The sequence below is a fragment of the Acinetobacter sp. 226-1 genome, from assembly GCF_030329325.1.
GTDB classification, from domain to species: domain Bacteria; phylum Pseudomonadota; class Gammaproteobacteria; order Pseudomonadales; family Moraxellaceae; genus Acinetobacter; species Acinetobacter sichuanensis.
The window spans coordinates 17,646-37,208 of record NZ_JACANU010000008.1 but is presented as its reverse complement, the minus strand read 5'-3'; the positions used below and the strand labels follow the sequence as shown (position 1 = coordinate 37,208).

At 38.9% G+C, this 19,563-nt stretch carries 13 protein-coding genes; 2 read left to right on the top strand and 11 right to left on the bottom strand.

What is annotated here, in order from left to right:
• Positions 1-65: 65 nt before the first annotated feature.
• The 9 genes from gltB to HX124_RS12585 all read right to left on the bottom strand — a co-directional run bounded on the left by gltB (position 66) and on the right by HX124_RS12585 (position 12,731).
• Entirely contained in the window at positions 66-4,541 is a 4,476-nt protein-coding gene (gene gltB / locus HX124_RS12625) for a glutamate synthase large subunit (RefSeq protein ID WP_286383366.1), read from the bottom strand.
• Between the two features lie 420 nt (positions 4,542-4,961).
• Entirely contained in the window at positions 4,962-5,822 is an 861-nt protein-coding gene (locus HX124_RS12620) for a hypothetical protein (protein WP_286383367.1), read from the bottom strand.
• A 15-nt stretch (positions 5,823-5,837) separates the two neighbouring features.
• Entirely contained in the window at positions 5,838-6,917 is a 1,080-nt protein-coding gene (aroB, locus tag HX124_RS12615) for a 3-dehydroquinate synthase (RefSeq protein ID WP_286383368.1), read from the bottom strand.
• A 25-nt stretch (positions 6,918-6,942) separates the two neighbouring features.
• A complete protein-coding gene (gene aroK, locus HX124_RS12610; RefSeq protein ID WP_286378234.1) occupies positions 6,943-7,485 on the bottom strand; it encodes a shikimate kinase AroK in 543 nt (180 codons plus the stop codon).
• Between the two features lie 36 nt (positions 7,486-7,521).
• Entirely contained in the window at positions 7,522-9,687 is a 2,166-nt protein-coding gene (locus tag HX124_RS12605; protein ID WP_286383369.1) for a type IV pilus secretin PilQ, read from the bottom strand.
• Between the two features lie 20 nt (positions 9,688-9,707).
• Positions 9,708-10,235: a pilus assembly protein PilP gene (locus HX124_RS12600; protein WP_286383370.1), complete on the bottom strand. Its 528-nt coding sequence runs from the start codon at positions 10,233-10,235 to the stop codon at positions 9,708-9,710.
• A gap of 2 nt (positions 10,236-10,237) precedes the next feature.
• Positions 10,238-10,984 carry a type IV pilus inner membrane component PilO gene (locus HX124_RS12595; protein WP_502872830.1) on the bottom strand — a complete coding sequence of 249 codons (747 nt, stop codon included), beginning with the start codon at positions 10,982-10,984 and terminating at the stop codon, positions 10,238-10,240.
• A gap of 56 nt (positions 10,985-11,040) precedes the next feature.
• Positions 11,041-11,673, bottom strand: coding sequence for a PilN domain-containing protein (locus HX124_RS12590; protein ID WP_107008407.1), 633 nt, complete (start codon positions 11,671-11,673; stop codon positions 11,041-11,043).
• On the bottom strand, positions 11,673-12,731 hold the full coding sequence (locus tag HX124_RS12585; RefSeq protein ID WP_107008408.1) for a pilus assembly protein PilM: 1,059 nt from the start codon (positions 12,729-12,731) through the stop codon (positions 11,673-11,675). Before HX124_RS12585 ends, HX124_RS12590 begins: the two co-directional genes overlap by 1 nt.
• Positions 12,732-12,892: 161 nt before the next feature.
• Between HX124_RS12585 and ponA the strand changes: the two genes are divergently transcribed.
• The gene (ponA, locus tag HX124_RS12580; protein WP_107008409.1) at positions 12,893-15,475 is read left to right on the top strand and encodes a penicillin-binding protein PBP1a; all 2,583 of its coding nucleotides are present in this window, start codon (positions 12,893-12,895) and stop codon (positions 15,473-15,475) included.
• Positions 15,476-15,717: 242 nt separating this feature from the next.
• On the opposite strand, the gene HX124_RS12575 is transcribed toward ponA, so the two are convergent.
• Positions 15,718-17,304 carry a TerC family protein gene (locus tag HX124_RS12575; RefSeq protein ID WP_286383372.1) on the bottom strand — a complete coding sequence of 529 codons (1,587 nt, stop codon included), beginning with the start codon at positions 17,302-17,304 and terminating at the stop codon, positions 15,718-15,720.
• 355 nt (positions 17,305-17,659) lie between these two features.
• Between HX124_RS12575 and HX124_RS12570 the strand changes: the two genes are divergently transcribed.
• A complete protein-coding gene (locus tag HX124_RS12570) occupies positions 17,660-18,283 on the top strand; it encodes an LOG family protein (RefSeq protein WP_107008411.1) in 624 nt (207 codons plus the stop codon).
• Between the two features lie 58 nt (positions 18,284-18,341).
• Here the strand turns inward: HX124_RS12570 and HX124_RS12565 are convergent, their stop codons facing one another.
• Positions 18,342-19,313: a hypothetical protein gene (locus HX124_RS12565; RefSeq protein ID WP_286378240.1), complete on the bottom strand. Its 972-nt coding sequence runs from the start codon at positions 19,311-19,313 to the stop codon at positions 18,342-18,344.
• Between the last annotated feature and the right edge of the window lie 250 nt (positions 19,314-19,563).

Below are 19,563 nucleotides of genomic sequence, written 5' to 3'. Positions count from 1 at the left end.
TCTATACGTTCACTTGTGTATATCGTTGAAGTTATCCACACCTACCTAATATTTGAGTCGTAGAATTATTGTGGATCTGCTTGAGTTCTTTTCAAAAGCGTTTGTAAATTCGCCGCTTTTGGTTTCACCAGCCAGAATTTACGGCTGTAGAAATCAAACTCATTGCGGATCTTATACGCCCAGGCACTGCCCGTTTCAGCAATATGTTCATCCAGAATACGAAGCAGGAATTCTTTATGTTCTTCCATTGATTCTGTAGAAATACGGTTTAACTCGATCAGTTCATGGTTGTAGTAATCTACGAAATCATTATCCAAGTCAAGTACATAAGCAAAACCACCGGTCATCCCTGCACCAAAGTTGTGTCCAACTTTACCGAGTACAGTGACAATACCGCCAGTCATATATTCACAGCAATGGTCGCCTGCACCTTCAATCACGGCAAATGCGCCTGAGTTACGTACTGCAAAACGCTCGCCTGCTGTACCTGCTGCAAAGAGCTTACCGCCAGTTGCACCGTACAAACAGGTATTACCAATGATTGCGGTTTCCTGAGTCTGGAATGGTGAACCTTTTGGTGGGAAGATCGATACACGACCGCCTGCCATACCTTTACCGACATAGTCGTTGGCATCACCTTCAAGGCTGATGTGTAAACCGCCTGCATTCCATACGCCAAGTGACTGACCTGCTGTACCTTTCAGGTTCATTTTTACAGGATGCGCTTCCATGCTCAGGTTGCCATAGCGTTTGGCAATCTCACCTGAGATACGCGCACCAATCGAACGGTCACAGTTACCTACGGTGAAGTGATAGTCACCACCTGTACCTGCTTCAATTGCAGGCAGCATTTCTGCCACCATTTTCTCCGCCAATACACCTTTATCGAATGGCTCATTGCCCTGAACCTGACAGTACTGTGCTTTACCTTCCGCAGATGGATGCGACTCAAGCAATGCACTTAAATCAAGGTGTGCATGTTTTTCAGTTTCACCCGGTAACATTTCAAGCAGATCAGTACGACCAATCAAGTCTTTTAATGACGCAACACCGAGTGCTGCCAACCATTCACGGGTTTCTTCCGCAATAAAGTGGAAGAAATTGATCAGCATTTCAGGTTCACCAATGTAGTGTTCCTGACGTAAATGATCCTGTTGTGTTGCAACACCCGTTGCACAGTTATTTAAATGGCAAATACGCAGATACTTACAACCTAATGCGATCATTGGTGTAGAACCAAAACCGAAGCTTTCTGCACCAAGAATGGCTGCTTTTACAACATCCAGACCTGTTTTTAAACCACCATCGGTTTGTACACGAACTTTGCCACGCAAGTCATTCACACGCAGTGCCTGATGCGCTTCGCTTAAACCCAATTCCCACGGTGAACCTGCATGGTGAATCGAAGAAAGTGGAGATGCTGCCGTACCACCGTCATAACCTGAAATGGTAATGAAGTCAGCATAGGCTTTTGCCACACCTGCCGCAATCGTTCCCACACCCGGCTCAGATACCAGTTTCACAGACACCATCGCTTGAGGATTGACTTGTTTTAAGTCAAAGATCAATTGCGATAAATCTTCAATGGAGTAAATATCATGGTGCGGTGGTGGTGAAATCAAGGTCACACCCGGTACAGAGTAACGCAAACGTGCAATTAAGCCATTCACTTTACCACCTGGTAACTGACCGCCTTCACCCGGTTTTGCACCTTGTGCCACTTTAATCTGCAACACTTCCGCAGAAGTTAAATAAGCAGGCGTTACACCAAAACGACCAGATGCAATCTGTTTAATTTTTGAGTTACGGATGGTGCCATAACGTGCAGGATCTTCACCGCCCTCACCTGAGTTTGAACGCCCACCAATGGTGTTCATCGCAATCGCAATTGCCTCATGCGCTTCAGGAGATAATGCACCCAATGACATGCCTGCTGAGTCAAAACGTGGCAGAATTTCTTCAACTGACTCAACTGCTTCAAGCGGAATTGAATTCTCAGTTTTCAGTTTTAATAAGTCACGAATGGTGGCTATCGGACGTTTATTCACCAGCTCTGCATATTCTTTAAAGTCAGCATAGTTGCCAGAACGTACTGATTTATGTAGCGCATTGATCACGTCTGGGTTAAATGCGTGATATTCCTTATCGAATACAAATTTCAGCAAACCACCCTGATCGATTGGCTTACGTGCTTTCCACGCGGTTTCAGCCAGTTTTTTCTGATCATTTTCAAGGTCTTCAAAAGTCGCACCTTTAATACGGCTAGGCACACCTGTGAAACATTTGGCAACCACTTCATCAGACAGACCAACAGCTTCAAACAACTGACCACCACGATAGGACGCAACCGTTGAAATCCCCATTTTTGACAGGACTTTCAGCAAGCCTTTATCGATCCCTTTACGGAAGTTGGCTTGTGCATGGATCGGATCACCAAGTAATTCCCCTTTGGCAATCAAATCATTGATGACATCATAAGCAAGGTATGGATAAATTGCCGTTGCACCAAAACCTAAGATCACCGCAAACTGATGCGGATCACGTGCAAGCGCAGTTTCAACAATAATGTTGGCATCTGTACGTAAACCGACATGAATCAAGTGGTGGTGAATGGCACCTGTGACCATTGCAGAGTTTGCCGGTAAGAAACCTTCACGGATTTTCTTGTCTGAAATCACCAATAATGTTTTGCCATCACGCACCGCCTGCGCTGCTTCTTCACAAATACGTGAAATTGCTGCTTCCAGACCTTCTGCTTCAGGATAATTCAGATCAAGATCAGCAATCTCATAGCCTTTACGACCACTGGTACGAATCTGATGCATTTTCGAATTTGACAGAACAGGACTTGAAACAATCAAACGATCTGCATGTTCAGGACCTTGTTCAAAGACATTTTGCTCACGCCCCAAACAAGTTTCCAACGACATCACAATCGACTCACGTAATGGGTCAATTGGCGGGTTAGTGACTTGGGCGAACTGCTGACGGAAATAATCCGTTACATGGCGAACCTGACGTGACAAAACTGCCATCGGGGTGTCATCGCCCATAGAGCCAACCGCTTCCTGACCGCTTTCAGCGATTGGACGCAACAATTGATCACGCTCTTCAAAAGTCACCATAAACATTTTCTGTGCTGCTTTTAAGGCATCGCCTTTTAAGCCTTGGTCACATAAATATTCTTCAAGTTCTGGACTGCCTTGTACACGAACTGAGTTTTCACGTAGCCATTCACGATATGGACGCATTTTTTTCAGGTGATTGCTGACATCTTTGGTATCAAGCATTTTGCCTGTATGTGTATCAATGACCAAAATCTGACCTGGACCGACACGACCTTTAGACACAACATCTTCAGGCTCGTAACCCCAAACACCAATTTCCGAAGCTAAAGTGATATAACCATTTTTGGTGATGACCCAACGTGCAGGACGTAAACCGTTACGGTCCAACATACAAATTGCATGACGACCATCCTGAATCACCAAGCCCGCAGGACCATCCCAAGCTTCCATATGTTTTGAGTTGAACTCGTAGAATGCACGTAAGTCTGCATCTAAAGTTTCTACGTTTTGCCATGCTGGTGGTACCAACATACGCAGCGCACGGAACAAGTCCATACCACCACCGACTAAAATCTCAAGCATATTGTCCATACTTGAAGAATCTGAACCGGTACGGTTTACGATTGGGTTCAGATCAGTCAGACCCGGTAATAATGGGTTTTCAAATTTAGGTGTACGTGCTGCTGCCCAGTTACGGTTCGCTGTAATGGTATTGATTTCACCATTGTGTGCCAAATAACGGAATGGCTGTGCCAATGGCCAGCGCGGTAAAGTATTGGTCGAGAAACGCTGATGGAATACCACAATGTGAGAATCTAAACGCTCATCTGCAAGGTCAGTATAAAAGTCTGCAATATATGCAGGCATCATCAAACCTTTATAACTAATCACAGTCGAGCATAAGGTTGTGACATAGAAATACGGGTCATTGCTGATTTGCTGCTCAGCACGACGACGTGCCATAAACAATTTACGATTGAACTCAACCTCTGTCACACCCATTGGGCAATTGACAAAAATCTGTTCAAATGCAGGCAATGACTGCATGGCGATTGAGCCTAAAGCATCATTATTGGTTGGCACAACACGCCAGCCGATGACACGACAACCTTCTTCTTCTATTTCTTTAGTTAAAATTTGTTTGGCATGTGCTGCAAGTGCTGGATCTAAATTTAAAAATACTGTGCCGACTGCAAAAATTTCACTGAGCGTAATATCACTAATTTTTTTTGCTTCTTCACGGAAAAATGCTTTTGGCATTGCCAATAATAATCCGCAACCATCGCCTGTCTTACCGTCTGCAGCAATACCACCACGATGCGTCATGCAACTTAAACTATGAATTGCGGTCTTGACTAAGTCATGACTTGCATCACCCTGCATATGGGCGATCAAACCGAAACCACAGTTATCTTTGAACTCATCCGGTTGGTATAAACCTTGAGCGGGAGCTACAGTATTAGGCGATGGCATGTGCATAGCGTACCCTTCTTTTAATCAACGCCCATATGGGCAAAAAATCTAATATTTAAAATCATTTAGCGTATTAAGCTTCTATTTAGTAATACACCTTAGATTCACACTACTCCAGTCAGTTTTGGATTAAATTGCAAGAAATTTTTTCTTACTTCATGCACTCATTTAAAGCAATGGTTCTGACCAAAATTGTACACTAATCAAACTATATTGCTCCAAAAGAGGGACAATCAACTTCATTAGTGCACCAATAAAGCAAAAAATATGCCAAACTTTATTTTCATTCACTAAACAACTCAAATCTTATAAAAATAAAGTATCTTTTAATATTCTTGCTTTATTTTACCTATCTTTATTTGCACCATTTTTGTGCTATTGCTTTTATTTCGCTCCAAATTTGCTCTATTTTAGCACCATTTAGTTAAATGGATCACTAATTTCATGCGTTACTGGCTTTTTTTCCGTCGTCGTTGTTGATGTATTGGTAGGTGCTGTTTGTGACTGTGTCGTTGCTACAGGTTTTTTAACTTCTGCCGTTTCTTCTTTACGAGGACTTACAGCTGCGCTTGTATTTGTTGTTGTGCTACGTTGTGGCTGCTGTACAACAGGCTTAGGTTGAGCAGCCAGTAAGGTTTCATCAATGATAGGTAATGGTGCAGATCTTAAGTTAATGGCATATAACTTATTTCCACCAAGCATTTCATCTGAACCAAGATCATTCACCAAACTTGAATAAGCTTCTAAATTTACAACTCTAGGTTGAATTGAAGGTGGAAGTTTTAAAGCAGCAAGTTGCTGTAACCCTGCTTTCGCTTGGTCATCATTTTTATAGACACCATATGCAACAACATATTGCTCTGCTTGATCTTCTGCACTTAAACGAAAATAAATAAAATTTTTACGATCAGCTTGCTTAATTAAAAATCCACGAATCACATCTTCATTTGAAGATTTAAATAATTCTACGATGTAATTTTTTTTATTTTCATCAAAAAAGCGATTACCACGAAATTCTGGCTCATGATCTCCTGATGCCACGACACGTGTTGTCAATTCTAGTGGTCGTACTTCATCCATCAATGCACCAAGATGAGTCGTTGCAGCCACTTTTTCAGGTTGAATTTGTACTTGAGTTTCTTCTATAGGATTGACAACTTCAACCAATTCTTTGGTATCTGTTAATGCCCAAAAAATTAGTGCTGCAACAAAGCACAGCAATCCTATAATTAACCAAATATATTGTTGAATATTTTGCCAATTTTTTCGAACTGCTGCCATGTAAAACGTACCTTTTTATATTTGATTCGCTAGAATTGCTTGCTTCATCAGCTCAACATCAAAGTCTTTCGTGATGACAGCTTGACCAAGTTGCTTCAGTAATATTAAACGAAGTTGCCCATTTAATACTTTTTTATCATGCGACATAAATGCTAAAAATTCATCAAGTGGAATTTTAGGACATACTATAGGTAATTTCGCACGTTGTATGATTTTTTTTGTACGCTCAAGATCTTCAATCGAAATCCATCCCATACGTTGTGATAAATCTGCTGCCATCACCATACCTGTTGCAACAGCTTCACCATGTAACCAAACCCCATATCCCATATAAGATTCAATTGCATGACCAAAAGTATGACCGAGATTTAAAAGAGCACGTTCTCCTTGCTCTTTTTCATCATTGGCAACAATACGTGCTTTATGCGCACATGAATGATAAACAGCTTCTGCTAAAAGTTCAGGGTCTTGAGCAACCAAGCCATCTATATTTGCTTCTAACCACGTTAAAAATTGTTCATCCCCAAGCAAAGCATATTTAATAACCTCTGCTAGACCCGCTGATAATTCACGTTCAGGTAATGTTTTTAACTGTGCCATATCGGCTAAAACAACTTGAGGCTGCTGAAATGCACCAATCATGTTCTTGCCTAAAGGATGATTAATACCCGTTTTCCCTCCCACACTTGAATCAACTTGAGATAACAAAGTGGTCGGTACTTGGATAAAATAAACGCCTCGTTGGAAACAAGCTGAAGCGAAACCAGCCATATCACCAATCACACCACCACCCAAAGCCAACACAGTACAATCACGATTAAAATTCGCTTCAAGTAATGCATCAAAAATCAGGTTTAAATGCTCAATATTTTTATATTTCTCACCATCGGGCAAAATACAAGTCGCGACTTTTTTATCTAATTTTCCAATTGACTCAACATAATGATTTAAATACAACGCTTGTACAGTCGTATTGGTTACAATCATCACTTGCTGACCTTTGATATAAGGCTCAAGTAATTGTTGTGGATTTAAATGACTACCAATAAAAATTGGATAACGACGATCACCAAGTTCAACATGTAAAGTTTGCATGAATACCTATGCCTAACAACTCGTACTAAATAATTTCTTTTGAAATAATCAATTGTAAAATGCGTTGTGCTAAATCCCGTGCCGCACCTTGATTAGTCTCAATAATATAATGAGCAACATCACGATAAAGTGGATCTCTTATATTCAGGAGCTCTCTCAGTTTTTGTTCAGGATTTTCGACTTGCAATAAAGGACGATTCTTATCTCGATATGTTCTTTGTAATTGAAGTTCTACAGGTGTATATAAATAAATCACAATTCCACGATTTTTTAAATAATCTCGATTTAGCACTTGAGTGACTGCACCACCGCCTGTTGCTAAAACTAAATTTTGTTTCTTGGTTAATTCATCTATAACTGTAGACTCTCGAGAGCGAAATCCGTGTTCACCTTCTTTTTCAAATATCCAAGGAATTGTTGCGCCAGTTTTGCGCTCAATTTCATGGTCACTATCTAAAAAATCACGCCCTAACAGATCTGCCAAATGTCGACCAACAGTGGTTTTTCCTGCTCCCATTGGCCCTACCAAATATAAATTTGGTAGGGAATCAAACTCTTTGCTTGGCAAGGAGTCACCTATTGAATTGCTTTCATTGAAAGTATATTAATGATTTCTGCTACGACTGTCATTAATAATTCTTGGTGTAACAAAGATTAACAGCTCACGTTTATTATCTTTTTTCACATCTTTTCGGAATAAGCTTCCGATATATGGTAAATCACCAAAGAATGGCACCTTAGTCGTGGTGTTCTGAGTTTCTTGCTCAAAAATACCACCTAATACTACAGTTTCACCATTATCCACCAACACATTGGTATTGATTTCATTTTTATTCAAAATGATTTCCCCATTTGGTGCAACACCACCTGCAGAATCACTACTAATATTCAACTGCATTTGCACTTTACCATCAGGTGTAATACTTGGTGTCACATCTAAACTAAGCAAAGCATCTTTAAATTCTGTAGTTGCAGTTGATCCTGCTGCTGAGTTTGTCGTCGTGGTATATGGGATTTGTTGACCAGAAGCCACTTTGGCTTTTTGTTTATCTGCTGTCATGACTTTTGGTGTAGAAATTACCTCGCCATAACCATCAGCTTGTAAAGCAGAAAGTTCTAAATCAAGCATAAAGTCAGACAAACTAATTAAACCAAAGGCGATTTTACCTGCAGCATTTGCCACACCTAAATCGACGTTTAAGTTTTGTGGTGTTGTAATCGTATATTTACCATCATCGTCAGGTGTCTTTAAATCCCAAAGTGTTTGATCACTACCACCAACAAGTAAGTCATTATTACGCGTTACACCCTGAGAAAGAATGCCCCACTTCACGCCCATTTCTTTGGAGAAACCTGTAGATGCACGAACAATACGAGCCTCAATCATCACTTGTTTTACAGAAACATCGAGTAGGTCAACCATTTTACGAACTTTATCAATATTTGTAGCCGTATCATTGATAATTAAAGTATTGGTTCGTGTATCAGCAACCGCACTGCCGCGTGAGCTGAGTAAACTTTCAAGGGCTAGAGAAGTATCATTTGCCGTTCTATTTGCTTCTGCCCCTTTACTATTACGTGAATCCTCTAATAACTTTAATACATCAGCAACTTTGGCATAACTTAGCTGAATATATTCAGTTTGAATTGGTGCAAGTTTTATGCTTTGAGCAATCGCTTTTGCTTCATCTTCTTCAGATTTGATTAGCTCAGGTACAGGTGCGATCCAGATCACATCACCACTGCGACGTTTATCTAAATTTTTCGTTTTAAGAATAATATCTAATGCTTGATCCCAAGGTACATCTTTTAATCGCAAGGTAATATTGCCCTGAACTGAGTCAGCAGCAACCATATTCACCCCTGTAAAATCTGCAAGAAGTTGTAAAACACGTCTAACTTCAATATCTTGGAAGTCGAGTGAAATCTTCTTACCTGTGTATGATTGGCTAGATGCTGGTTTATTTGGTCGTGTATCTTCAGGTCTTTTTAGACTAATCGTCAGTTTATTTTCAGCCTGATAAGCCATGTATTCATAGCTACCTGTAGACTGAATCGTAATCACACCATTACTGCCATCATTATGCGCATCAATCGTTGCAACTGGTGTAGCAAAATCATTGACATTTAAACGACGAATCAAATGTGCTGGAATTTTATTGCCTAAGACACGAACAACAACTTTACTGCCTTGTTGTTGAACATCTACAGGCGTATTCACACCAGCTAAATTAATGCTGACTTGACCTTCACCCTTATTTCCACGTTGGAAACCAATATCAGCCACACCTTGAGCAGGTTGTGTGACTTTTGGTCCTAAATTTTCCAAGGCATTAGCTTGATTTGCACTATTAATTTTTAAAATAAAAGTGTTACCTTCAACACGTGTTGTAAATGCACCACTATTATTTAAATTAACAGTTAAACGTGAACGCTTCTCATCAGAAGCAACATTAATAGAAGATGCCTCAGAACTTGATACAGGAATTGCAGTTTGGCTCAGTGCTGGCTTTGTATCATTAAAATCGAGTACCAAACGAGATGGTGATTCTAATTGATAAGCTTGAGGTTGCGGTGGTAAGCCATTGAACATTACACGAATTTCAGTACCTTGTCCTGGTAGCTGCATAGGTACAATGTTCGTCATTGTTACTTGTGCTGCCGCAGCTTGCATCACTGCGATTGACACTGCTGCCATCGAAAATTGACGTAAATAAGTGTTCATAAATATGCCGTCCCCACCCCAAAAATTTTTAATACTATTTTTCATTGTTATTCCTTCATTCATTCTCAATCTAATTGACCGATAAGTATCAAACTACGAGGTCTTTCAATATAACCGTCTCTGCCGTCTGGTACGATTTCTAAAAGATCAATTCGAGTTGGATTGATTGAAATAATTCGCCCTTGATTCATCCCCAAATAATTACCTTTTTGCACACGTTCCACTTTGCCATCAGGTGTTTGGATTAACCCAACAATTTGCCCACTCTGTGCTTTCATACTGCCTTTGAAATTTAAGTTTTCAAGTGCATAACTTTCTAATTGTTCAGGTTGTCTAGCAAGATTTGGATAAACCCTTTTTCCAGCCATAATTTTGAGTTCATTTGCCAATGAACTTGGTAAAAACGGGCTGCGTAATTGTTGTGCCGAATAATCAAAACTTGGAACAGCATCAAAGCTTGGTGCTGGCTCAATCGGTAAAGGTGGCTGACTACGAATCGAAGCCATCTGTTGGTTCACAGCGTCAATACGTGAGTCACATCCAACAAGAACAACAGCAAGAGAAATGCCGCCAATCATTTTAAATAAATTCATGCTTACTTTCTCCCCGTTTTACTTGTTGTATTTGAAGAGTCACTTGAACTTGACGTAGCTGTAGGTGAAGCTGAACTTGATGGAACAGCAGGAGCATTCACACCAGCTTGTGTGGTATTGTCTGTTTTCACTGTTTCAATATCAGTACCAATATAACGATAAGTTTTTGCTTTTAAAGAATAGTTTACTGTTGGAACATCAGATTTACTGTCTTTTGCTTGCTCTGCTGTAATCGTAAAGTCATGTAAAGTTACAATACGCGGTAAAGCCGCAACACTACTCACAAAGCGACCAAAAGAGTGGTAATCCCCTGTTGCTTCAATTGCGATAGGTTGTTCAATAAAGAATTCTTGTCGAACTTCATTTTCAAGTCGAATATTTTTAAATTTCAGACCTGAGTTTACGCCTGTCATATTAATATCTTCAACTAAATCAGGAACTTCAGTTTCTTTAGGAAGTTGCTCAAGTTGTTGAGTAAAATCAATTTGCATTTGTTGTAACTGAGCTTGATACTGCTGTAAATTTCTCAGTTTAGAATCTTTTTCTTTAAACTCATTTAATAAAGTTTGTTCTTGTGCTCGTGCTGAATCAATCGCATCTAGCTTAGGCTTAATAACTAAAAAATACCCAATCGCACACACAACAAAAAGAATAAACAACCAACAGGTAATTTTGACCGAAATAGGCCAACTTCCATAGTTGTTCATATCAAGTGTGTTAAATTGTTGAAAAAATTTATCAACCGACATAGATTTCTTTTTTGGTGTATCTTTTACCGAATCTATTTTATCAAGTTCTTGGCGACTCATTTAACACCCCCAACTGCTTGAGTTTGGTCAGGATCTGTTGTTGCAGGTTGTGCAATTTCTCCAAGATCCACACTCACAACAAAACTTCCATAAGACTCTTCAGCTCTTGGTACAACTGATGTAGTCGGTTTATTTTTATTTTCTTCTGCCGCAAGGAATGAGTTCATAAACGCATTTCTATACCATTCTGAAGCTTCTAAACCACGCAGTAAATCAGCAACTGTATTTGGGCTTTCAGCTTTTCCTTCAATCGTAAATTTATCTCCAACACGAGTAAATTTAGTAATGTACATTGCTGAAGGAACCACACGCACTAACTCATCGACTAAACGCACAGTTACAGGACGTTGCCCTTGTAAACCTTGAATGAGTTTCATCCGTTCAATAATGGCATTTCGTTGTTCTTGCAAACCATCTAATGTTTTTAATTGTGTATCTAAATTTTGATTGGTACTTACAACCAGTTGATTTGCTTGTTCTTGATCATCCAATCTGTCATTGAAATATAACCAAGCCAATAATACGATGATAAACCCCAATACAGCGATTCCAATACTAATCGCAACAAATTGCTTTTTTCGTTGTTCTCTTAGTTCTTCACGCCATGGGAGTAAATTAATCTTTGCCATTAATCAAAACTCCTCATTGCTAAGCCACACGCAACCATCAATGATGGTGCATCATTTTCTATTTTTTTAAGGTCAATTTGTGGAGAAAATCCCATTTGTAAAAATGGATTTGCCACCGTGACACGGTAACCTAATTTTTGTTGTAATAATTTCGCAAGTCCAGGGATATTTGCATTTCCACCAGCCAATAAAATATGGTCAATTTCATTAAACTGTGAAGATGAGAAAAAGAATTGTAAAGAACGCGCTGCTTGTTGAACGACGGCTTCAAGAAATGGAATCAGAACTTCTGTTTCATAATCATCAGGTAAAGTACGGTCTTTTTTCGCACGCCCAGCTTCCTCAAAAGACAAGCCATAACGACTTTGCACATCTTGAGTGAGCTGTTTGCCACCAAAAACCTGTTCACGAGTGTAGATAATTTTGCCATTTTGCATCACTGAAAGTGTTGTCATCGTATGACCGATATCTAAAATACCGACCATATTTGCACCCATTGGTAGTGTATCTGAGAACACCTCAAAAGCACGTTCTATACAATAGCTTTCTGTATCTGCAACTTTCGCTGTAAGTCCTGTCATTTCTAGAACTTCAACACGTGAATCCACATTTTCAGTTCTTGTTGCAACCAAAACAACATTGACCCGATTTGGGTTTGCTAATTTGTCAGGTAAAACTTCAAAATCTAGGCTCACTTCATCCAAAGGAAACGGAATGTATTGCTCTGCATCCATACGAATCTGAACTTCACGCTCATCATCATTCATGTCTGCATCCATTTCGATCACTTTTTGGATGACCATAGAGTTCGTCACTGCCACAGCCGCGTTCATAGAGTGAGGATTCGCAAGATTAACCGCACGCTCTAAAGCATCGGATACCGCTTCTGGGTTGAGAATATTCTTTTCAACCACACTTCCATCTAACAATGGACTTAGTCCATAGCTTTCCACCCAATAACGACCGTTCTTAACAGAGAGTTCTAATATCTTTACAGAGGTCGAACTAATATCTACCCCTATAAGCCCCTTAACTTGCTTACGACTTATTCTAAGCACGATTAAATTCCTATTATTTTTATCCCCAAAAACGTCACAAACCGATTGCAGTTGGTCTAAATTTTTTATAGATACAATAAGTCATCTAACAATCTGCTAAATGAAAAGCTATACTGACCGTCAATTAGTTTGCTATTAGCTCTTATTAAAACTTACTTGTTATGAAAAAGCTATCTCGTTCAGGGTATGTTCATCCATTTTTTTTGCTGATTATCATTATTTTAATAGCAATACCGATGGGTTTTTATGGAATGTACCTCTATATTGCGCCATCATTACCAGAAATGAGCTCTTTAAAAAAGGCGCCATTACTTAAACCTATGCAGGTATATACTGCTGATAATCAATTAATTGCAGAGTATGGCGGCAAACTTTCTGTACCTGTTGAATACAATCAAATACCCAAAAATTTTATTCATGCATTCTTAGCTGCTGAAGATTCTTCATTTTTTGAACATAGCGGTGTAAGTTTTAAAGGTTTAGGACGTGCTGTCAGTGAATCTGTCACTGGAGGTGCCCAAACAGGTGGTTCAACCATCACCATGCAAGTTGCAAAAAACTATTATCTTTCTCCTGAACGAACCTTAAAGCGAAAGTTAACTGAAGTTTTTTTAGCGAGAAAAATTGAACAGAATTTATCTAAAGAAGATATCATGACGCTTTATGTCAATAAAATTTTCTTAGGTAAAAATGCTTACGGGATCGCAGCGGCTGCGAAGATTTATTATGACAAAAATTTAGATCAACTTAGCATTGCGCAAATGGCAATGATTGCAGGTCTACCGAAAGCACCCTCAAAATACAATCCTGTTGCAAATCCTGAACGTGCTTTAGAGCGTCGTAATTGGATTTTGGGGCGTATGTTACAGTTAGGCTATCTCAACCAAGCTCAATATCAAAAAGCAGTGGCTGAACCAATTAATTTAAGTATGCCTGCTCGTGGAATTAGTAATAAATTTCCATATGTAGGTGAAATGGTTCGCTCTGAATTGGTTGAAAAATTTGGTGAATTAGCAACTGATTCTGGTTATAAAATTTACACAACAATTGACAGCAAACGTCAACAATATGCTGAAGAAGCTGTTCAAAAAGGTTTAGAAGATTATGATCGTCGTCATGGTTGGCGCGGTCCTGAAGCGCATGACAAACCACTCAATGAGTTTGTTGCCTATGCCAATACCTATCCAGCACAAGTTGTTAAAGTTTATGCCAATAGTTTTGATGCTTTAATGCAAGATGGTTCAAAAGTCACTGTGCCATGGTCAGGTATGTCGTGGGTTCGCCCTTATCGTAATGCCAACAGTGTCGGCGGTGGTTTTAGTCGTGCTTCACAAATCGTTAAAGTCAAAGACATTATTCGCCTTCGACCAAATGAAGAAAAAACGGCATGGTCATTGGTTCAAGTTCCTAAAGTACAAGGACAATTGATTGCCATTAACCCAAATGATGGTGCAATTGAAGCTGTGGTTGGTGGATATAATTTTTATCAGTCTAAATTTAACCGTGCTTTGCAAGGCTGGCGTCAACCAGGTTCAACCATTAAACCATTTATTTATGCTTTAGCGCTTGAGCGTGGTATGACCCCTTATAGTATGGTGAATGATAATCCAATTACCATCGGACGTTGGTCGCCTAAAAACTCTGATGGTCGTTATTTAGGGATGATTCCTTTACGTCGTGCTTTGTATTTATCTCGTAATACTGTTTCTGTACGTTTATTACAAAGTGTTGGCGTAGAACGTGCTCGACAATTGTTGATGGATTTTGGTTTACAAGAAGATCAAATCCCTCGTAACTTCACGATTGCATTAGGTACACCACAAGTGTTACCTGTGCAAATGGCGACAGGTTATGCAGCAATTGCAAATGGAGGTTATCGTGTTCAACCTCATTTCATTAGCCGTATTGAAGATGCCTATGGTAAAACCATTTACGAAGCTAAGCCAGAATATGCTTGTATTTCATGTATTAATGAAAAGAACGATACAGTAGATGCTGAAGCGACTACACCAGATGATGAAGTCATTGAAATGACCAATCAGACTTTAGCTAATGAAGAAAAAACTGAGCAAAAAGAACTGAGTAAAGAAGAGCAAAGTAAGTATCGTCAAGCACAACGTATTTTAAAATCTCAATCTGCTTTTGATATGGCAAATATCTTACGTGACGTAATTGTACATGGTACAGGTCGTGCAGCTTTAAAAATCGGTCGTGATGATATTGGGGGTAAAACAGGAACGACTAATGATGCTAAAGATGCTTGGTTTGCTGGCTTCAATGGTAAATTAGTGACGATTGCATGGGTTGGTTTTGACAAACCATCAACACTTGGTCGTCGTGAATATGGTGGTATTGCAGCCTTACCGATTTGGACAAACTTTATGGGTAAAGCCCTAGAAGGCACACCATCAGCATGGGTTCGTTTAGACAAGGATGCTAAAGACCCTGTAGCACGAGATCAACGTGATCAAGCAGCAAGTGAAGATAATTCTCAGGCGAAGAAAGATCAATATCGTACTTCTCCACCATTGGCTCGACCAATTTATCGTCCTGCACCTGTTGCACCTGTTCGTAATCCATCAAATGACTTTGATGATTTACCAGGTCAAAGTAATGATGTTGAAAAAGTACTTGCACCTACGCGTCAAGCTCCACCTGCAATGAATAATCGTACTCAACAACCATCAACACCACGTCAAGAATCTCATGATTCCTTAGAAAACTTGATTAATGAAGTTCAATAAAGAGTCATAAACTAGAAATAAAAAAGAGCGTATTTGATATACGCTCTTTTTTTTAAATCAAATATGACTCATATCGGTGTTGATCTTATTTCTATACATCTTTTAGTACATGTGCAGAGTGAACCTTAAATTTGAATCATCTATTTTGAGGATAAAACGCTACTTAAAAACCACCCGTTCATTATTTTTTATATAAAAAAATAAGCTGCATAAGCAGCTTATTTAAAAAATGGTGTGCAAAATTAATCATCTTGCTTCTGTTCTAAAGCAACAATATGAACTTTGTCAATTTTGTGACCATCCATTGTGACGACCTCAAATAAATAACCATCCGCCTCTAGGCGTTCGCCATTTTGTGGTAATCGTCCTAAATGGAAAAGAAGATAACCTGAAAGCGTAGAATATTGCTCAGACTCATCAACCAAGTCACGACCTAGTAATAATGAAACATGACGAATATCTGTAGACCCTTCTAACATTAAAGAGCCATCTTCTAGACTTTCTGCCGCAGCCTCTAATTCATCTTCGTCAGGAAATTCACCTGCAATAGCTTCAAGTACATCAATTGGTGTCGCAATTCCTTCAATTGATCCATATTCATTCAATACAATTGCCATTTGCAAGGGTGCTTGACGTAATTGTTCCATCACCATCAAAACTTGTGCATTTTCATGCACAATGACAGGCTCACGTAGATGTTTTTCAAAATCTAGAATACCTGTTTCAATATAGTCATTTAACACTTTATGCGTGGGAACAATCCCTGCAATATTATCTAATTCGCCATGCGCTAAAATGAGACGGGAATGTGCCATCGACATTAGGTTTTCTTTAATTGTTGCTTCATCTTCATCCAAATCTAGCCATTCCAGCTCTGGGCGAGGTGTCATTACCGATTTAACAGGGCGCTCAGATAAACCTAAAACCCCTTGTACCATTACGCTATGGTAAGCACTATTTTCTGAGTCAAAAATCTCATCTGCCAATGCTTGTGTTGCTAAAACGTCATCAGCCTTACTATTTTGATTGTCTGAATTTGAAGTGCTTTTTCCACCAAGCATACGCAGTACTGCCGATGCAGTACGAAAACGTAAGTCTGTCGTTGTGACCATTTTTTCTTGATTTTTACGCATCGTTTGGTTGAAGAACTCAATCATCACAGAGAAGCCAATTGCAGCGTATAAATAACCTTTTGGAATATGGTAGCCAAATCCTTCGACGATCAAGGAGAAACCTATCATCATCAAGAAACAAAGGCATAAGATCACAATAGTCGGATGCTTATTGACAAAATCCATCAATGGTTTAGATGCCCATAGCATGATTCCAACTGCTATCACGACAGCGATCATCATCACAGAAAGCTCTTTTACCATGCCTACCGCAGTAATAACACTATCTAAAGAGAACACCGCATCAAGCACAACAATCTGAACAATGACCATCCAAAAGGCAGCATGAACAGGATTTTCTTCTTTAATTGCGCCATGCCCTTCAAGTTGTTCACGAAGTTCCATCGTACCTTTGAATAGTAAGAAAACGCCACCAAAGAGTAAGATTAAATCACGCCCAGAAAATGGGTGTTCAAGAATATGAAATAGTGGTTTCGTTAGCGTAATCACCCATGCAATAGAAGCAAGCAGCACCATACGCATACAAAGTGCCAGCATCAGACCGACGATACGTGCTTTATTACGCTGCTCTGGTGGTAGCTTTTCCGCCAGAATAGCAATAAAAACGAGGTTATCGATACCTAGAACTATTTCAAGTACAACAAGCGTGGCTAAACCAACCCATGCTGATGGATCAGACATCCATTCAAAAACCATGGTGAACCTCCATGTTACGGTGATGCATTAGATTTTTGAATAAAATAGAATTTAGATTCAATTGATGGAATGCTTTTGTTATAGATAAAAAATGTATTTTTTCGGAGCGACTACAACCACTACCCATGTTCATTCAGATGTTGTAAAACAGAATTGAATTATATCAAGACTCTTTAGGAATTCATCTTTTTTTTCAAAATCTATAATAATTACAATCAAAGCCAAACCGAAATATCAATTACATTACAAATTATTGCAAACTAAACATAACTTGATGCAATCTTGTCATATTTATACCGTAGAATAATAATGAAAAATAAAGGTTTAAGATGATAAAGAAGGTGAAAAATAATTTATGAATAATGTATTAGCAAATCCAATTTCAACAACTCTCCCTGTTGAACATAAAGCAACTCAAGTTTTAATTGCATTGTATTGTGGTTCTCGTTTTGGTCATAACCCAGTGTATAAAGAAAAGGCAATCCAATTGGCTCAAGGTATTGCAGAACATGGTTTTGGTATTGTTTATGGTGGTGCAAGTATTGGTTTAATGGGGCAAGTCGCAGATACTGTCACTGAACATGGCGGTGAAGTTGTAGGTGTTATTCCTGAGTTTATGTTGGACTACGAAGTTGCACATAATCATTTAACAGAACTACATGTAGTCGAAAATATGCATATGCGTAAGGCAATGATGGCAGAGCGTGCAAGTGCTTTTGTCGCATTACCTGGTGGTTTGGGTACTTTTGAAGAAATTTTAGAAATTGCAACTTGGGGACAACTGAATCAACATCAGAAACCCATGATGCTCTATAACGTAAATGGCTTTTATAATCATATGATTGCGCAACTTGATCATGCCGTACAAGAAGGCTTCTTGCCTCCTCAGCATCGTGCAAAGTTGATTGTCTGTGAAACAGAAGCTGAGATTTTTAGTGCGATTAAGAACCTACAAACACCAAAGAAATTTGTTATTTAAACTCAACATCATAGAGATAAAAAAAATCGAGCAATTGGCTCGATTTTTTATCTTTTATTTAAAGTAAATTTTCAATCCAGTGATATGCCCACGGTAACACCAGTGCAAGTAAAATACTCACTACTAAACCAAACAATAACTTCATCGCATCTTTACTGACATTACGTGAAGTGCGGTATTTATTGACTTCGTGTAAATGCATCGCCATTGCAAATTCCCGACCTGCAAGCAAACCTAAAAACACCCATGTTGTGCTCATTGGAATATTGCTGAGTTCCTTAAACACCAACAAAATTAATGCATACATAAAATCAATAATGGTCGCAGAACGAATATCTTGCACACCCGTTTTTGTATCAATAATATTTTGAATGGCTCCACCACGTTGATAAAACACCATTCCTAATAAAATAATAAATACAGCGATGGCAAATAACATGAACCAAAATGGAACAACGCGCGGAACATAAACAAAAATATTGGCTAAATCTTGGATCAACCATTGGCTCCATAAAAAGCCTGTTGCTACCCATTGAATGCCAACCCACTTTTTAGAGGTCGCTTGATGGCGTGTTTCATGAAAGTAAATTGTGACTTTTTTCATCACAAAGCGATAGATAATAATTCCAACAATAAATGCGACGGCATACCCCATCATTGACTTGGTCAGCATCGCACTTAAACTGGTTGGAGAAAAAATCGTGAGGACTAAAAAAGTTGTACTTACAGGAATACCAAAGCGTGTTAAAAACAATAAAATCAGCGGTGGAATGATATATAACCATGTCATTCCTTCCTTAGGAAAAGGTATCGTTTCTAAACGCCCATACGATGCATCACCTATACCTGAAACCCACCAACCATATAATAAAACTGTCGTTAAAATAGTGCTGGTATATAACCAAAGGATCCACCATGGACGATGTGCATTCGATGAAATAAACGTGCCTAATGTCTGAGGTACATCATTGCCAACAATTGAGTAAGCAGCGAGACAAAAGCCGATGATCATCAATATATCAATGCTCATTGCACCAAACCTCGAGTCAAATGCATAAAATCACATTCTTCATTTTGATAAAGTGTGCGAGATTATGACATTTTCATAAATTTTCAAACTTTTAATTTCTCATATTTTGCAAAAAATTAAAAAATATACAAAAAATTGGCTCAATCATTCGCTCAAATATATATAAAATTTCATACTTTAAGAAAACAATCTTTTCTTACAGATTTAACTTAATGATTGTTCTACACTATTCATCCGATTGGTCAAATTC